Here is a 15,201-nt window from a genome sequence, read left to right on the forward strand (position 1 = left end):
CTCCGCCTCGCCGCCGCCGGGCTCGCCGCCTCGCGGTCGGAACCCGCAGCCCCCCGAAGGGGGGTGGACGGGAGCCGCGTCCGCGAGCGGCCGCCCGATGCGCGACGATGGGACAGTGGATCAGGGTGAGGACGACGCCGGCATCGGGTCGAGGGCGTCGTCCGACCCGCCGAGCACCCCGGTCTCGGCCCTCCGCCGGACCGTGCTGACCGTCGCGGTCCTCAACCTCGCGTACTTCTTCGTCGAGGGGGGAATCGCCGTGGCCATCCGGTCGGTCTCGCTCCTCGCCGACAGCGTGGACTTCCTGGAGGACACCGCGGTCAACCTCCTCATCGCGCTGGCCCTGGGCTGGACGCTCGCGGCGCGAGCGGCGGTCGGCCGCGCGCTCGCGGTCATCATCCTCATCCCCGCGGTCGCCGTCGTCGTCCAGCTCGTGCTGAAGGTCGGCGAGCCGGAGGCTCCGGGCGTCGTGCCCCTCATCCTCACCGCGGCCGGCGCGGCGGTCGTGAACCTGATCGCGGCCCTCCTGCTCGCCCGCATCCGCGCCTCCTCGGGCGCGATGGGCCGCGCCGCGTGGCTCGCCGCGCGCAACGACGTCGTGGTCAACCTCGCGATCATCCTCATGGCGCTCATCACGCTCGCGGTCGGCACGGGCTGGCCCGACATCGTGCTCGGGGCGCTCATCATCGCCCTCAACGGCCGGGCCGCTCTCGAGGTGTGGCGGCTGGCCGGCGAGGAGTCGCTCGCGGCCCGCGCTCTCGCGGGGGAGGACCCCGATGTCGACTGAGCCCCGCCACGCCCTCCTCGTCGCGGTCGCCAGCGTCGCCACGGTGATCGCCGGACTCGGCGTCGCCGCGCAGCACCGCGTCAACGGCGAGCTCGGCCAGGTGATCGGCGACGGGTTCACCGCCGCGATCATCTCCTTCTCCACCGGCCTCGTGATCCTGCTCGTCGCCTCGGCGGCCTCACCGCGCGCTCGCGCCGCCTTCCGCGCGATCCGTCCGCTCGTCGCGTCGGGCGAGCTGCGGGGGTGGATGCTCCTGGGCGGGCTCGGCGGAGCATTCCTGGTGCTCGGCCAGAGCCTTGTCGCGGGCATCCTCGGGGTCGCGATCTTCACGGTCGCGACGGTGACCGGTCAGACGGCGATGGGTCTCTGGATCGACGCCACCGGCTTCGCGGGGGGTCGCCGCGCCCCCGTGACGCCGCAGCGGCTCATCGGCACGGTTCTCACGCTGGCCGCGGTCGTCGTCGCCGTCGCGCCCGAGATCGGCGGCCAGGTCCCCGTCGCCGCTCTCGTGCTGCCGCTCCTCGCGGGCCTCGGTGTCGGCGCCCAGGCCGCGGTCAACGGGCGCGTCCGCGTCGCGACGGACTCGCCGATCGCCGCGACGACCATCAACTTCATCGTCGGCACCGCGGCGCTCGCGGTCGTGACGGGTGTCCACCTGCTGATCTCGGGGCTGCCCGCGTCGTTGCCGACCGACCCCGTGCTCTACCTCGGCGGGGCGATCGGGGCGGGCTTCATCGCGATCCAGACGATCACGGTCGCGCGGATCGGCGTGCTCGTGCTCGGGCTCTGCCTCGTCATGGGCCAGCTCATCGGCGCCCTCGTGCTCGATCTCGTCGCCCCGATCGGCGTCCCGACGACCGCCTCGACGGCGATCGGCGCGGCCCTCACCCTCGTCGGCGTGCTCGTGGCCGCCATCCCCGCCCGCCGACGCCGCGGTCGGGCCGCGCCGGCGACCGTCGAGCGGTAGGGGCGGGTCCGCGACTCCTGGGCGCTCCTACGCCTCGTCGTTCGCCTGGAAGTCGAGCGCGAGCGAGTTCATGCAGTAGCGGTCGCCCGTGGGCGTGCCGAAGCCGTCGGGGAAGACGTGGCCCAGGTGCGAGCCGCAGTTGGCGCAGCGGACCTCGGTGCGCACCATGCCGAGCGATGTGTCCTCGAGCAGCTCGACCGCCTCGGGACGCACCGACTCGTAGAAGCTCGGCCAGCCGCAGCCGGAGTCGAACTTGGTGCCCGCGACGAACAGTTCGGCGTGGCAGGCGCCGCACGTGTAGATGCCGGAGCGGCTCTCGTCGAGCAGCTCTCCCGTCCAGGCGCGCTCGGTACCGGCCTGCCGCAGCACCTGGTAGCGCTCCTCGCCGAGCTCCTCGCGCCACTGCTCCTCGGTCTTCTGGACGGCGTACGTGCCGGTCTGCTGCTCGGTCATCGTGTCTCTCCTCCTCGCCCCGCAGGGCGGTACGTCACCTCTCATTAAACTCGACGCCGCGGCGGACTCTTCCCCGATCCAGCGTTCCTGGAGCCAGATGACGCCCGATGACGCGTTCGAGATCGTCGCTCTGCGCACGAGCGTCTTCTCCCTCGAGCAGCGCATCGACGAGGAGGAGCTCGACGCGCGCGACCGCGATGAGTCCACGCTGCACGTCTGGATCCGCGACGACGCCGGGGTGGCGAGCTCTCTGCGCGTGCTCGAGAACGACGAGCCCCGTCCCGGTGACGCGGATGCCCGGCGCCTGATCGGCCGCGTCGTCACCCGCGCCGACCGCCGCGGGCGGCTTCGCACCCTACAGGACGAGCACTTCGAGGCGGGCATCCCGCACATCGGGATGCGGCGCGCGCCGACCGCCTGATCGCGCCGCATCTGCCAGGATTCGAGCGTGATCTCGACCGCCGAGAGGTACCGCCGCTTCGCCCGCGAGGCCGCTCCGCGCTCGCCGATCTACGCAGCGTGGTCGGAGGCGATCGCGGGCGACGACGAGCTTCTCGCCCTCATCGACACGCTGCCCGTCGCCGATCGGCAGCCCGTGCTCGTGCTCACGGCGGCACGTTTCACCGGCCTGAGCCCGCGCGGCGACGTGCGCACGTGGCTCGAGGGGGAGTGGGACGCCGTCGCCGCCGTCGCCCGCGCCCGCGCGACGCAGACCAACGATCCGCGGCGCACGGGCCCGCTCATCGCGGCGCTGCAGGGCATCTCCGGGCCCATCGCGCTCCTCGAGGTCGGAGCCTCCGCGGGGCTCGGCCTCCTCGCCGATCGCTACAGCCACGTCTTCGCCGGGCCGTCCGGTGAGCGCCGCATCGACCCGCTCGACGGTCCGTCGAGCCTCGAGCTGCGGTGCGAGCTCGGCGCGGGCGTGCCGCTCCCGGGACGGATGCCCGACATCGTCTGGCGCGCCGGTCTCGACCGCAGCCCCCTCCGCCTCGATCGCGCCGACGACGAGCGCTGGCTGCGCACCCTCGTGTGGCCCGAGGAGCGGGCGCGAGCGGCGCAGCTCGACGCGGCGATCGGCATCGCGCGCGAGCATCCGCCGCATCTCGTCGCCGCCGACGCGGTCGACGGGGTCGCCGCGCTCGCCGCCCACGCGCCCGCCGACGCGACGCTCGTGGTGTGGAGCCCGGCCGTGCTCGTGTACCTCGCGCCCGCCGAGCGCGACCGCTTCGCGCGCACGGTCGCGGGTCTTCCCGGGAACTGGATCTCGCTCGACGGCCGGCGCGTGCTCGCCGGGGTGGGCGAGCGCGCCGACGAGAGCCTGCCGGGCGCCGACGGCGACTTCCTGCTCAGTCGCGACGGGCATCCGCTCGCCGTCGTCAGCCCGCACGGCGAGCGCATCGACAGGTGGGCCGCTCGCGACTGAGTCGGGAGCGCGCGTCACGAGCGACGACGGGCCGCCGCGGGCCTACCATGCGAGCGTGACCACCGTGCCCGACGCCGACCGCATCGCGAGCGTGCTCGAGTTCGAGCGGCGCTGGTGGGGGGCCGCGTCGGGCCGCAAGGAGGTCAGGATCCGCCAGGAGTTCGGCTGGAGCCCCGCCCGGTACTATCAGGTCCTGAACGCTCTCCTCGACGAGGAGGCGGCCGTGCGGTACGACCCCGTGCTCGTCGGCCGCCTGCGCGAGGTGCGCGCCACCCGCGCCGAGCTGCGCCGCACGCGGCGCCCCGGCACCGGGGCCGCCTGAGCGCCGCCGAACCTCCCCGCTCCGACCGACCCCTCGCCCACCCGCCCCGGAGGCAGCCGACAGCATGGCCGAGTACCCGAGCGATCGCTTCGACGACGTGCCCGCCGAGCTCGGCCGCGTCGGGGCGCACCGCGCCCCCGTCCCGCCCTCGCGCGGATGGGTCGCGGCGGGCGTCATCGCGCTGGCCACGGGGATTCTCGTAGGGCTGGGCCTGCTGGCCCTCCAGGCCATCGACAGCGGTCTCGATCTCGGCGCACCGCCGCCCGTCTCCGAGCCCTCGGCCGAGCCCGAGCCGGAGGTCGCACCCGTCACCGACCCCTCGACCGTCCAGCTGCCGGAAGGCTTCACGATCACGGTGCTCAACGGCGCGGGCGTCGACGGGCTCGGGCAGTCGAGCGCCGATGCGCTCATCGCGGCCGGCTGGCCGGTGGGGGCCGTGACGAACGCCGCGGCCGACGACATCGAGACGACCACCGTGTACTACTCGGACCCCGCGGACGAGGGGATCGCGCTGGGCATGGTCGAGCTGCTCGGGCTCGGGACGATCGAGCTCTCCGACGCCTTCCCCGGGGCCCCGATCACGATCGTCGTCGGGGCCGACGCCGCCGGTTGAGCCGCCCCTGGGGTGCTCGAGGGGGCCCCCATCGCTCCGTTCGGGGGCGCGCCCCCGAACGGAGCGCGGCGCGCCCGATCCCCCTGCGCCGCCCGTCCGCGCGCCCGGGTTATCGTGACCGCATGGATCGCCCCGCCCGCCGCCGCTCGACCGCTGTGATCGCGCTCGGCGCCGCGGCGGCGCTGCTCGTCGGGTGCACCGGCGCGGCGGAGCCCGACCCCGTCTCGACGAGCGCGGCCCCCGAGGCGACGCCCGAGCCGGCCTTCACCTCGACCTACGTCGCTCCGGAGGACTTCGATCTCGCCCCGCTCACGGGCGAGCGCATCGCGGTCGGCGGTCTCGCCGCGCCGTCGCTCGCGGCCAAGATCGACAACCACCCGCGCGCCCGACCGCAGATCGGGATCGACCGCGCCGACATCGTGTTCGAGGAGCTCGTGGAGGGCGGCCTCACGCGCTACGTCGCGGTCTGGCACTCCGACATCCCCGCCGAGATCGGCCCGATCCGGTCGATCCGCCCCATGGACCCCGACATCATCTCGCCGCTGCGCGGCATCGTCGCCTACTCGGGCGGCCAGCAGCGATTCGTCGACATGATGCGCGCCACCGACGTGTACAACGCCATCCACGGGCAGGCCGACACGGACGCGGTGATGTACCGGGGCGGCGGCGCCCCCGCGCCGCACAACGTGATCGTCCGCGCCCCGCAGCTCATCGCCCAGCACTCCGAGCTCGCGCCGCCCCAGCAGCACTTCGGCTACGCCGCCGAAGCGGCGTCCGCGACCGCCGCGCGCGAGGGCGCTCCTGCCTCCAGCGCCGCGCTCGTCTTCGGCTCGCTCGCGACGCCCTCGTGGGCGTGGGATGCCGGGTCCGCGACGTGGCTGCGCACCATGACCGGCGGCGCGCCGGACGTCGCGGCCGGGGGCGCGCGGCTGTCGGCGGTCAACCTCGTGATCGTGCGCGTCCCGGTCGACGTGATCCAGGACATCCCGACCACCCAGATGATCGGCAGCGGCGAGGCCTGGGTGCTGCAGGCGGGCAAGGCCCTGAAGGCGACCTGGAGCAAGGCGGATCGGAGCTCCCCCGTTCGCCTGGTCGACGCGAACGGGCTCGCGGTGCGCCTCGCCCCTGGCAACACCTGGGTCGAGCTCGTGCCGAACGCGGGCTCGGTCGCCATCGGCTGACGAGGCTCGCTCGCCGCCGCTTCCTCGGTGGGCCCTCGGCTTGCACTCGGCCTACGAGAGTGCCAGAATCGCTGTTAGCACTCCGGTTCTGCGAGTGCCAGAAGCTACCGTACGTACTGCGTCCGGGAGGGACGAAAGACACACATGGCTAAGATCATCGCTTTCAACGAGGAGGCCCGTCGCGGCCTCGAGCGCGGCCTCAACATCCTGGCCGACGCCGTCAAGGTCACGCTCGGCCCCCGTGGTCGCAACGTCGTGCTGGAGAAGAAGTGGGGCGCCCCCACGATCACCAACGACGGCGTCTCGATCGCCAAGGAGATCGAGCTCGACGACCCGTACGAGAAGATCGGCGCCGAGCTGGTCAAGGAGGTCGCCAAGAAGACCGACGACGTCGCCGGTGACGGCACGACCACGTCGGTCGTCCTCGCCCAGGCGCTCGTCCGCGAGGGCCTGCGCAACGTCGCGGCCGGCGCCGACCCCATCAGCCTCAAGCGCGGCATCGAGAAGGCCGTCGCGGCCGTCTCGGAGCAGCTGCTCAAGAACGCCAAGGAGGTCGAGACCAAGGAGGAGATCGCCGCGACCGCGAGCATCTCCGCCGCCGACCCCGAGATCGGCGCGCTCATCGCCGAGGCGATCGACAAGGTCGGCAAGGAGGGCGTCGTCACCGTCGAGGAGTCGAACACCTTCGGCACCGAGCTCGAGCTCACCGAGGGCATGCGCTTCGACAAGGGCTACCTGTCGGCGTACTTCGTCACCGACCCGGAGCGCCAGGAGGCTGTCTTCGAGGACCCGTACATCCTCATCGTCAACGGCAAGATCTCGGCGATCAAGGACCTCCTCCCCGTCGTCGACAAGGTGATCCAGAGCGGCAAGCAGCTGCTCATCATCGCCGAGGACGTCGAGGGCGAGGCCCTCGCGACGCTCGTCGTCAACAAGATCCGCGGCATCTTCAAGTCGGTCGCCGTCAAGGCCCCCGGCTTCGGCGACCGCCGCAAGGCCATGCTCCAGGACATCGCGATCCTCACCGGCGGCCAGGTCATCAGCGAGGAGGTCGGTCTCAAGCTCGAGAACGCGACCCTCGACCTGCTCGGCCGCGCCCGCAAGGTCGTCATCACCAAGGACGAGACCACGATCGTCGAGGGCGCCGGCGAGGCCGACGCGATCGCCGGTCGCGTGAAGCAGATCCGTGCCGAGATCGAGAACACCGACTCGGACTACGACCGCGAGAAGCTCCAGGAGCGCCTCGCCAAGCTCGCCGGCGGCGTCGCCGTCATCAAGGCGGGTGCCGCGACCGAGGTCGAGCTCAAGGAGCGCAAGCACCGCATCGAGGACGCCGTCCGCAACGCGAAGGCCGCCGTCGAGGAGGGCATCGTCGCCGGTGGTGGCGTCGCGCTCATCCAGGCCGGCAAGCTCGCCTTCGAGTCCGACGCCCTCACGGGCCTCGTCGGCGACGAGGCGACGGGTGCGAACATCGTGAAGGTCGCGATCGACGCCCCGCTCAAGCAGATCGCCCTCAACGCCGGCATGGAGCCGGGCGTCGTCGTCGACAAGGTGCGCCACCTCGCGGTGGGCCACGGCCTCAACGCCGCGACCGGCGAGTACGTCGACATGCTCGGCGCCGGCATCGCCGACCCGGTGAAGGTCACGCGCTCCGCCCTGCTCAACGCTGCGTCGATCGCCGGTCTCTTCCTCACCACGGAGGCCGTCGTCGCCGATAAGCCCGAGAAGAACCCCGCCCCCATGGGCGACCCGTCGGGCGGCATGGACTTCTAGGTCTCGCTCGTACGACACGACAACGGGGCGGTTCCCTTCGGGGAGCCGCCCCGTTCCGCGTGTCCGGGCGCGGGAGCCGGTGGGGGGAGCCGACCTCTCGTGCCGGAGCGGCTCGAGAGCGTCGCGCGTCGGGTCGCGCGACGGCCACGAGCCGGTCGATGCCGGAACGATCAGCGCGCGAAGAGCCGCGCGTTCGCCTGCTCGATCTCGGCGTAGTGCTGGCCGGCGCTGCCGAGCGCCTCGGTGAGGGCCGCGAGCGTCTGCTCGATGCGCTGCTGCGTGGCCGTCCACTCACCGACGAGCGACTGGAACGCCGTCGCGGCCGAACCCTGCCACGAGCCCTGCAGCGCGCCGAGCTGGCCGCTGAGCGAGGCCACCTCCGCCTGCAGGCGCCCGATCGAGGCGCGGGCCGCACCCGTCGCGCTGATGATCGCGTCGCTGTCGACCTGGTACCGGGTCATGAGTGCCTCCTGAGCTCGGTGCGGCGGGCGTGCCCCCGCCGACGCGAGCAGGTTAGGAGGCCGAGGCGGTGCGGCGCGCCGCGGTGCCGCTCGCGGCGGAGAGCGTCGCGCGACGCGGGCTGGGGAGGAGCGGCAGCGACACCATGAACGTCGCGCCGCCGCCCGCGGTGTCGAGCACGTCGATCCGCCCGCCGTGCTGGTTGACGATCGACGCCACGATCGCGAGGCCGAGCCCCGACCCGCCCGTGTCCCGGGTGCGCGACGAGTCCGCGCGGAAGAAGCGCTGGAAGATCTTCTCCTTGAGCGCCGCGGGGATCCCCTCCCCGTGGTCGACGACCGAGATCGTGCCCATGCTCCGGGCGCGGTCGATGCCGACGACGAGCTCGATGGGCGAGCCGGCCGGGGTGAAGCGCATGGCGTTGCCGACGAGGTTCGTCACGACCTGGCGGATCTTGTTCTCGTCGCCGAGCACGACGGCCTCCGCGGCGGGCAGCTCGGGCACCGCGAGCTCGAGGACGGGCTCGGCCGCGGCGGCGGCGGTGCGGCTCCGTCGCCCGCGCAGGCGGGCGATCGCGGCGATGGCCGCGGTGCTCAGTGAGGAGGTGGTGGCGGGCTCGGGATTCCGTGCGGGCTCGGGCCGGGCATCCGTCGCAGGCGTCGCGGGGGATGCGGCGGCCTCGTCGACCGCGACCGTCACCTCGCGATCGGGGGCGCCGGCCATCGCGTCGAGGGCGGCGTCGCGCGCGAGCGGCACGAGGTCGACGGGGCCGGCCTCGAGCGGCTTCGACTCGTCGAGGCGCGCGAGCTCGAGCAGATCGGAGACGAGCGCGCCCATGCGGATCGCCTCCTTCTCGATGCGCTCCATGGCCTGGGCGACGTCCTCCGGCTTCTGGATGGCGCCCATGCGGTAGAGCTCGGCGTAGCCGCGCAGCGATACGAGGGGGGTGCGCAGCTCGTGGCTGGCGTCGCCGACGAAGCGGCGCATCTGGTCGATCGTCGCGGCGCGGTCGGCGAAGGCCCGGTCGATGCGGGAGAGCATCGTGTTGAGCGAGCGGCTGAGGCGCCCCACCTCCGTGTTCGGCGTCGCGCCGCCGAGTCGCTGACTGAAGTCGCCGCCGGCGAAGCGCGCCGCCGTGGCCTCCACGTCGCGCAGGGGGCGGAAGGTCGAGGTCACGAGCAGCCGCGTCAGGGCGGCGCTGATGATGACCGCGACGATGCCGAATCCGAGGAAGATCGAGGCGAACGATCCGATGATGCCGTTGGTCTCGGCGAGGTTGGCGCCGATGACGAGGGTCGCCCGCATGGGCTCGCCGTCCTCCTCGTCGCGCAGCGTGAGCGAGAACGGGGCGAGCCGCCACTGCGCGGTGCGGTCGGCGCTCGCGACGGTGACGCCCTCGCCGTAGCGCCCGTCGATCGTGTCGAAGGTCAGCCGGCTGACGTCCGGGGCCTGCCGCAGCTGGCTCGCGTCGACGTTGTCGACGAGCACGTCGCCGTCGGCGTCGACGGCCGCGAAGTAGAACGGGCTCGAGAACACCGAGCCGGTGAGGTCGCTGAAGTCGTCGAAGTCGTCGATCGAGAGCTGGTCGGGAGCCTGGGGGAGCTCCGTCGCGGCCTGCCGCAGCTGCCGGTCCACCTCGCCCACGAGGGTCTGCTGCAGCACGGTGAGCGTGCCCATGCCGACGACGAGCAGCCCCACCGTCACCACGAGGACGGTCACGCCCGTGATCTTCGATCGGAGGGAGATGCCCTCCCACCACTGGCTCAGCTGCTCATGCATCGCGCACGACGGCGCCCGTCGGCACGGTCTAGGCCTTCGCGGCCTTCAGCATGTAGCCGAAGCCGCGCTTGGTCTGGATGAGCGGCTCGTCGGTGTGCTGGTCGAGCTTCCGGCGCAGGTACGAGATGTAGCTCTCGACGATGCCGGCGTCGCCGTTGAAGTCGTACTCCCACACGTGGTCGAGGATCTGCGCCTTCGACAGCACCCGGTTGGGGTTGAGCATGAGGTAGCGCAGCAGCTTGAACTCGGTGGGGCTGAGCTCGATGACGGCGTCGCCGACGGTGACCTCGTGGGTGTCCTGGTCCATGGTGAGCTCGCCGGTGCGGATGATCGCGTCGTCCTCCTCCTGCATGGTGCGGCGGAGGATGGCCTTGATGCGCGCGACGATCTCGTCGAGGCTGAACGGCTTGGTGACGTAGTCGTCGCCGCCGACGGTCAGACCCATGATCTTGTCGTCGGTGTCGTCCTTGGCGGTGAGGAAGAGGATGGGGCTCGTGTACCCGCTCGAGCGGAGGCGCTTGGTGACGCCGAAGCCGTTGATGTCGGGGAGCATGACGTCGAGGATGATCAGGTCGGGCTCCTCCTCGAGCACCGCCGAGATCGCCTGGGCGCCGTTTCCGACCGCGCGCACCATGAACCCCGCGAAGCGGAGCGACGTGGTGAGGAGGTCGCGGATGTTGGGTTCGTCATCGACGATGAGGATCTTGGGACCGTCAGCCATGGCCTTAGTATCTGCGCGTCCGTTGCGAGTTTCCTGAATGCCGCGCCGATGCGGCCAGAACGGGATGCCCGACCCGGGCCGGAGCGCGCTGCGAGCCGGCGGGGCGACGGTGTCGGTGCCCGGCCGTAGATTCTCCCCATGGACATCGTGCTCATCCCCGGCTTCTGGCTCGACGGCGACTCGTGGAGCACGGTGACCCCGCCGCTCGCGGCCGCCGGCCACCGCGTGCATCCGCTCACCCTTCCCGGCAAGGAGGCCGACCCCGCGGCGCACGCCGGCATCGGCCTCGGGACGCACATCGATGCGGTGGTCGCCGAGCTCGACGCGCTCGCGGCAGCCGGCTCGACGCCCGTCGCGCTCGTCGGGCACAGCGGCGGGGCGGCGATCGCGTGGGGTGCGGCGGACGCCCGACCCGAGCACATCGCCCGACTGGTGTTCGTCGACGCCTTCCCCCTCGGTGACGGCAGCGTCGTCAACGACGAGCTGCCCGTCGAGGGCGACTCGGTGCCGCTCCCGGCGTGGGACGTCTTCGAGGAGGCCGATCTGCGCGATCTCGACGACGAGCTGCGGTCGCGCTTCCGCGCGATCGCCGTGGCCGAGCCGGCGGGGGTGGCCCGCGATCCGCTGCGTCTGACGAACGAGTCGAGGTACCGCATCCCCGCGACGGTCATCGCGTGCGAGTTCCCGGCGTCCGACCTCGAGGGCGCGATCGAGCGCGGGGCGCCGTGGGCCGACGAGCTCGCGCGACTCGACGTGCTCGAGGTCGTCGAGCTGCCGACCGGGCACTGGCCGCAGCTGACGCGTCCCGTCGCCCTCGGCGAGAGCATCCTCGCCGCGGTCGGGCCCGCGCGGTAGCGAGGGCGGCGGCTCCTCCGCGGCCGCTCCTACGCGGCGGCTCCGATCGAGGTCGCGTCCATGATCGTGTAGCTGTAGCCCTGCTCGGCGAGGAAGCGCTGGCGGTTCTGCGCGAAGTCCTGGTCGACGGTGTCGCGCGCGACGAGCGTGTAGAAGTGCGCAGGCAGCCCGCTCTCCTTCGGGCGCAGCAGGCGCCCGAGGCGCTGGGCCTCCTCCTGCCGCGAGCCGAACGAGCCCGAGACCTGGATCGCGACCGTGGCCTCGGGCAGGTCGACGGAGAAGTTCGCGACCTTCGACACGACCAGCACGGGCGTCTCGCCGACGCGGAACTCCTGGAACAGCCGCTCGCGCTCGTCGACAGGCGTCGAGCCGGTCAGCTGCGGCACTCCGAGCGCCTCGCTCAGCTCGTCGATCTGGTCGAGGTACTGCCCGATGATGAGGATGCGCTCGCCCTCGTGCTGGGCCACCAGCTGCTTCACGACCTCGAGCTTCGCCGGGGCCGTCGCGGCGAGCCGGTACCTCTGGTCGTCGGCGCTCGCCGCGTACTCGAGCCGCTCGGTCGCGGGCAGGTCGACGCGCACCTCGTAGCAGGAGGCGGGGGAGATGTAGCCCTGCGCCTCGATCTCCTTCCACGGCGCGTCGAAGCGCTTGGGCCCGATGAGGCTGAACACGTCGCCCTCGCGGCCGTCCTCGCGCACGAGCGTCGCGGTGAGACCGAGGCGCCGGCGGGCCTGCAGCTCGGCGGTGAGCTTGAACACCGGGGCCGGCAGCAGGTGCACCTCGTCGTAGATGACGAGACCCCAGTCGAGCGCGTCGAGCAGCGCCAGGTGGGCGTACTCGCCCTTCCTCTTGGCCGTGAGGATCTGGTACGTCGCGATCGTGACGGGCTTGATCTCCTTCAGCTGCCCCGAGTACTCGCCGATCTCGTCGGCGGTGAGCGAGGTGCGGCGCAGCAGCTCGTCGCGCCACTGGCGGGCCGAGACCGTGTTGGTCACGAGGATGAGCGTCGTGGTGTCGGCCGCGGCCATCGCGGCGGCGCCGACGAGGGTCTTGCCCGCGCCGCAGGGCAGCACGACGACTCCCGACCCGCCTTCGAAGAAGTGGTCGACGGCGGTCTGCTGGTACGGCCGCATGCTCCAGCCGCTCAGATCGAGGTCGATCTCGTGCGGGGTGCCCGGGGTGTACCCGGCGAGGTCCTCCGCGGGCCAGCCGATCTTCACGAGCTCCTGCTTGACCTGGCCGCGGGCCCAGGCGGCGAGCTCGAACGCGGAGTGGTCGATGCGCCGCGTGAGAAGCGGGGCGACCCGCTTGCTGTGGGCGATCTCGGTCAGTACCGCCGCATCCGTCGATCGCAGCACGAGATTGCCCTCGTCGTCGCGCACGATGATCAGGCGGCCGTAGCGGCCCACCGTCTCGGTGATGTCGATCGACACCGACTGCGGCACGGGGAACTTCGCGTACTTCTCGAGCACGGCGAGCATCTCGGCGGCCTCGTGGCCGGCGGCTCGGGCGTTCCAGAGGCCGAGGCGCGTGATGCGGTAGGTGTGCACGTGCTCGGGCGCGCGCTCGAGCTCGGCGAACACGGCGAGCGCGTGGCGGGCCTCGTCGGCGAGCGGGTTGGCGACCTCCAGCAGCACGGTGCGGTCGCTCTGGACGATGAGCGGGCCCTCGGGATTCATAACGGGCCAGTCTAGGTGCGCCGGCTGAGAGGGGCGGGCGCGCCCTACTCGAGAGGCTCGAGCGCCGTGATGCTCGAGATCGGCAGGGTGCGCTCGACGTCGGCCTGCAGGTCGCGGCCGCGGACGCGCGAGCCGGCGATGCCCGTGGGCTCGAGCTCGAGCACGCGCTCGGTGCCGTCGGGCATCGCGATCGTCGCGCGCACGCCGAGCCTGCCGCGCACCGCGAGCTCCCACTGCCGCGAGACCCACGCCGCGCCCGACTCGCTGCTCGTCGAGGCGGCGGCGTGCCGCAGGCGGGCGACTGCGGCGAGCACCGGATCCTCCGTCGGAGCGGCGGGCGGGCGGGCCGAGCTGGAGCGCGGGCGCTCCGGCGGGAGCGCCCCGTCGTCGGGAGCTGCAGGGTAGCGGGCGTCGATGAGGGTCCAGAGCACGATCGCGGGCTCGACGCGACTGACGAGCCGGTGCGGCCCGGTGCGGCGCAGACCGAGGGATGCGGTGGCCGCGTCGACGAGGACGGCCTCGAGCATGACGCCGTCATCGCTGCGCACCGCCGTCCGGGCGCCGAGCGCCGTGCTCTCGTCGTGGTCGAGCGCGCCGACGCGCACCGCGCCGTAGCGCCGCGCGGTCTCGCGCACGAGGTACTCGAGCGGCTGCGGCACGCCCGTGAGCGAGATCTCCTGGAGGAACGTCACGAGCGTGTCGGCGGTCTCGCCGAGCGCGATCGCGCGCGTCACCGACTCCTGCGTGACGCGGTAGCGGCCCGCGAGCCCCGCGGCCTCCATGACGGCGACGCGGCGCAGCCGCTCGTCGAGCGCACCCTCGAGCGGTCCGGGCGAGACGATCGTGAGATCGTGCTGGAGGTAGACCCTGTCGACCGCCGGCGGGATGAGCGGAGCGAGCACCTCGGCGGCCGCCGCGGCCCCGGAGGTCACGAGCGCCGCACCGATCGACGACGGGCGGCCGTCGGTCGCGATGCCGAGGCGATCGCCCTGGGCGCCGCGCCGGTGCAGGCGACGCAGGAGGGCATCCCCGCCCGCCGGGTACAGCCAGTCGACGAAGTCGGCGATGCCCTCGCCCCAGCGGGCGTCGACGCGGTCGGCGAGCAGCTCGCGCAGCTCCTCCGGCAGGGCGGATGCCCAGGCGTCGGCGAGCGCGGCCCACCGGTCGGCGACGGGGAGGCTGCGCCACGCGTCCACGGCAGGCAGGGGGCGCGTGTGGCCCGCCGCGTCGTCGACGAGCCCGGCGAGGACGGCGAGGTCGAGCAGCACGGGGACCTCGTCGAGGTCGGCGTCGGCGGCGGCCGCGAGGCGCTTCGCCTCGGGCAGCGACAGCCCGCCCTTCGCGAGGAGGCGCGCGGGGCTGTCCTGCAGGGCGATGAGCAGCTCGGTGACGCGCGTGACGGTCGTGTAGGCCTTCTCGGCGGCGCCGCGGTCCAGGAATCGGCGGTCGGAGTCGTCGACGGGCTCGAGCGCCGGGGGAGCGGGGTCGTCGCGGAGCGCCTCCGTGCTCGGCAGTCCTCGGGCCGGCCAGCTCGCGAGCTCGGCGGCGACGGAGGGCCAGACGAGCACGGTCGGGTCGCCGGCGACCGTGGGCTCGGTCCGGCCGTCGGCCGCCTCGCCCAGGGCCACGAGCGCCGCGCGCTCGGCGGGCACGAGGTCGTGGAGGACGGCGGCAGGGTCGCGGTCGAGCCCGGAGGCCAGGTCCGAGAGCGGCACGCCATCGGAGTGCTGGGCGGCGGTCGCGATCGCGGCGAGCGCGCGCCGGCTGAGGGCGGCGAGGGAGGAGGCGACGGTGCCGCCGTCGAGCAGCGCCTCGGCGAGGTCGAAGACGTCGCGGAGCCCCGCGGGGCTCACGCCGCGGTCGCGGATCAGGCGAGCCAGGCTCGCGTCATCCCGGTCGCGCAGCCGCGCGGCCAGGGCCAGGGAGGCGGCGCTAGTGCCCGGCATCCCGCGCGGCCCGCCCCCGGCGCACGGCGCTCACGACGAGCAGCGTGATGATGAGGACGAACCCGATGGGCAGGCCGATGAGGGGCAGGACGGTCACGGCCGGCCAGATGCCGACGGCGAAGTCGCCGCGCTCGAGTCCGGAGGCGGTCGCGATGATGACGGCCACGAAACTCGCGAGGCTCAGCACGATGATGCCGGCGACCATGTAAGCCAGGATGCGCTCCACGCGGTTGGTCATCACGA

The 15,201-nt window shown here is 73.1% G+C and carries 16 protein-coding genes; 9 read left to right on the forward strand and 7 right to left on the reverse strand.

All coding sequences use genetic code 11. From position 1 onward, the window contains the following. Nucleotides 1-115 precede the first annotated feature (115 nt). Nucleotides 116-787, forward strand: coding sequence for a cation transporter (locus tag ASC54_RS04690; protein WP_235451383.1), 672 nt, complete (start codon nt 116-118; stop codon nt 785-787). Beyond that, nucleotides 777-1,754: a DMT family transporter gene (locus ASC54_RS04695; RefSeq protein ID WP_055896978.1), complete on the forward strand. Its 978-nt coding sequence runs from the start codon at nt 777-779 to the stop codon at nt 1,752-1,754. The genes ASC54_RS04690 and ASC54_RS04695 overlap by 11 nt, the downstream gene beginning before the upstream one ends. A 27-nt stretch (nt 1,755-1,781) precedes the next feature. Here the strand turns inward: ASC54_RS04695 and msrB are convergent, their stop codons facing one another. Further along, nucleotides 1,782-2,207, reverse strand: coding sequence for a peptide-methionine (R)-S-oxide reductase MsrB (msrB, locus tag ASC54_RS04700; RefSeq protein WP_055896980.1), 426 nt, complete (start codon nt 2,205-2,207; stop codon nt 1,782-1,784). 97 nt (nt 2,208-2,304) lie between these two features. Here msrB and ASC54_RS04705 point away from each other — a divergent pair, with 97 nt between their 5' ends. The 6 genes from ASC54_RS04705 (at nt 2,305) to groL (ending at nt 7,519) form a co-directional block, all read left to right on the forward strand. Then, on the forward strand, nt 2,305-2,628 hold the full coding sequence (locus tag ASC54_RS04705) for a hypothetical protein (RefSeq protein ID WP_055896982.1): 324 nt from the start codon (nt 2,305-2,307) through the stop codon (nt 2,626-2,628). 27 nt (nt 2,629-2,655) lie between these two features. Then, entirely contained in the window at nt 2,656-3,630 is a 975-nt protein-coding gene (locus ASC54_RS04710; protein ID WP_162242491.1) for a DUF2332 family protein, read from the forward strand. Nucleotides 3,631-3,685: 55 nt separating this feature from the next. Then, nucleotides 3,686-3,952, forward strand: a complete 267-nt coding sequence (locus ASC54_RS04715; protein WP_055856963.1) for a DUF3263 domain-containing protein — start codon at nt 3,686-3,688, stop codon at nt 3,950-3,952. 64 nt (nt 3,953-4,016) lie between these two features. Next, nucleotides 4,017-4,565 (forward strand): LytR C-terminal domain-containing protein, encoded by a 549-nt coding sequence (locus tag ASC54_RS04720; protein ID WP_055896989.1) that lies wholly within the window; start codon nt 4,017-4,019, stop codon nt 4,563-4,565. Between the two features lie 122 nt (nt 4,566-4,687). Beyond that, nucleotides 4,688-5,746, forward strand: a complete 1,059-nt coding sequence (locus ASC54_RS04725; protein ID WP_055896990.1) for a DUF3048 domain-containing protein — start codon at nt 4,688-4,690, stop codon at nt 5,744-5,746. Nucleotides 5,747-5,890: 144 nt separating this feature from the next. After that, nucleotides 5,891-7,519: a chaperonin GroEL gene (gene groL / locus ASC54_RS04730; RefSeq protein ID WP_055856952.1), complete on the forward strand. Its 1,629-nt coding sequence runs from the start codon at nt 5,891-5,893 to the stop codon at nt 7,517-7,519. 170 nt (nt 7,520-7,689) lie between these two features. Here groL and ASC54_RS04735 read toward each other — a convergent pair whose 3' ends face one another. The 3 genes from ASC54_RS04735 to ASC54_RS04745 are packed head-to-tail and all read right to left on the reverse strand — an operon-like array spanning nt 7,690 to nt 10,478. Continuing rightward, complete coding sequence (locus ASC54_RS04735; RefSeq protein ID WP_055856949.1) at nt 7,690-7,980, reverse strand: WXG100 family type VII secretion target; 291 nt, start codon at nt 7,978-7,980, stop codon at nt 7,690-7,692. Between the two features lie 52 nt (nt 7,981-8,032). Beyond that, entirely contained in the window at nt 8,033-9,757 is a 1,725-nt protein-coding gene (locus ASC54_RS04740; RefSeq protein WP_055896993.1) for a cell wall metabolism sensor histidine kinase WalK, read from the reverse strand. 28 nt (nt 9,758-9,785) lie between these two features. Further along, the gene (locus tag ASC54_RS04745) at nt 9,786-10,478 is read right to left on the reverse strand and encodes a response regulator transcription factor (protein WP_055896996.1); all 693 of its coding nucleotides are present in this window, start codon (nt 10,476-10,478) and stop codon (nt 9,786-9,788) included. A gap of 138 nt (nt 10,479-10,616) precedes the next feature. Between ASC54_RS04745 and ASC54_RS04750 the strand changes: the two genes are divergently transcribed. Then, the gene (locus ASC54_RS04750; RefSeq protein ID WP_055856940.1) at nt 10,617-11,333 is read left to right on the forward strand and encodes an alpha/beta fold hydrolase; all 717 of its coding nucleotides are present in this window, start codon (nt 10,617-10,619) and stop codon (nt 11,331-11,333) included. Nucleotides 11,334-11,362: 29 nt separating this feature from the next. Here ASC54_RS04750 and ASC54_RS04755 read toward each other — a convergent pair whose 3' ends face one another. Genes ASC54_RS04755 through ASC54_RS04765 form a run of 3 tightly spaced genes read right to left on the reverse strand, consistent with a single transcriptional unit; the run spans nt 11,363 to nt 15,196 of the window. After that, nucleotides 11,363-13,012, reverse strand: coding sequence for a DNA repair helicase XPB (locus ASC54_RS04755; RefSeq protein WP_055856938.1), 1,650 nt, complete (start codon nt 13,010-13,012; stop codon nt 11,363-11,365). A 44-nt stretch (nt 13,013-13,056) separates the two neighbouring features. Continuing rightward, nucleotides 13,057-14,958 carry a helicase-associated domain-containing protein gene (locus tag ASC54_RS04760; RefSeq protein WP_055856935.1) on the reverse strand — a complete coding sequence of 634 codons (1,902 nt, stop codon included), beginning with the start codon at nt 14,956-14,958 and terminating at the stop codon, nt 13,057-13,059. Then, nucleotides 14,945-15,196, reverse strand: coding sequence for a hypothetical protein (locus tag ASC54_RS04765; RefSeq protein WP_055856932.1), 252 nt, complete (start codon nt 15,194-15,196; stop codon nt 14,945-14,947). Before ASC54_RS04765 ends, ASC54_RS04760 begins: the two co-directional genes overlap by 14 nt. Nucleotides 15,197-15,201: the final 5 nt, after the last annotated feature.

This window comes from Yonghaparkia sp. Root332 (assembly GCF_001425665.1).
GTDB lineage: Bacteria > Actinomycetota > Actinomycetes > Actinomycetales > Microbacteriaceae > Microcella.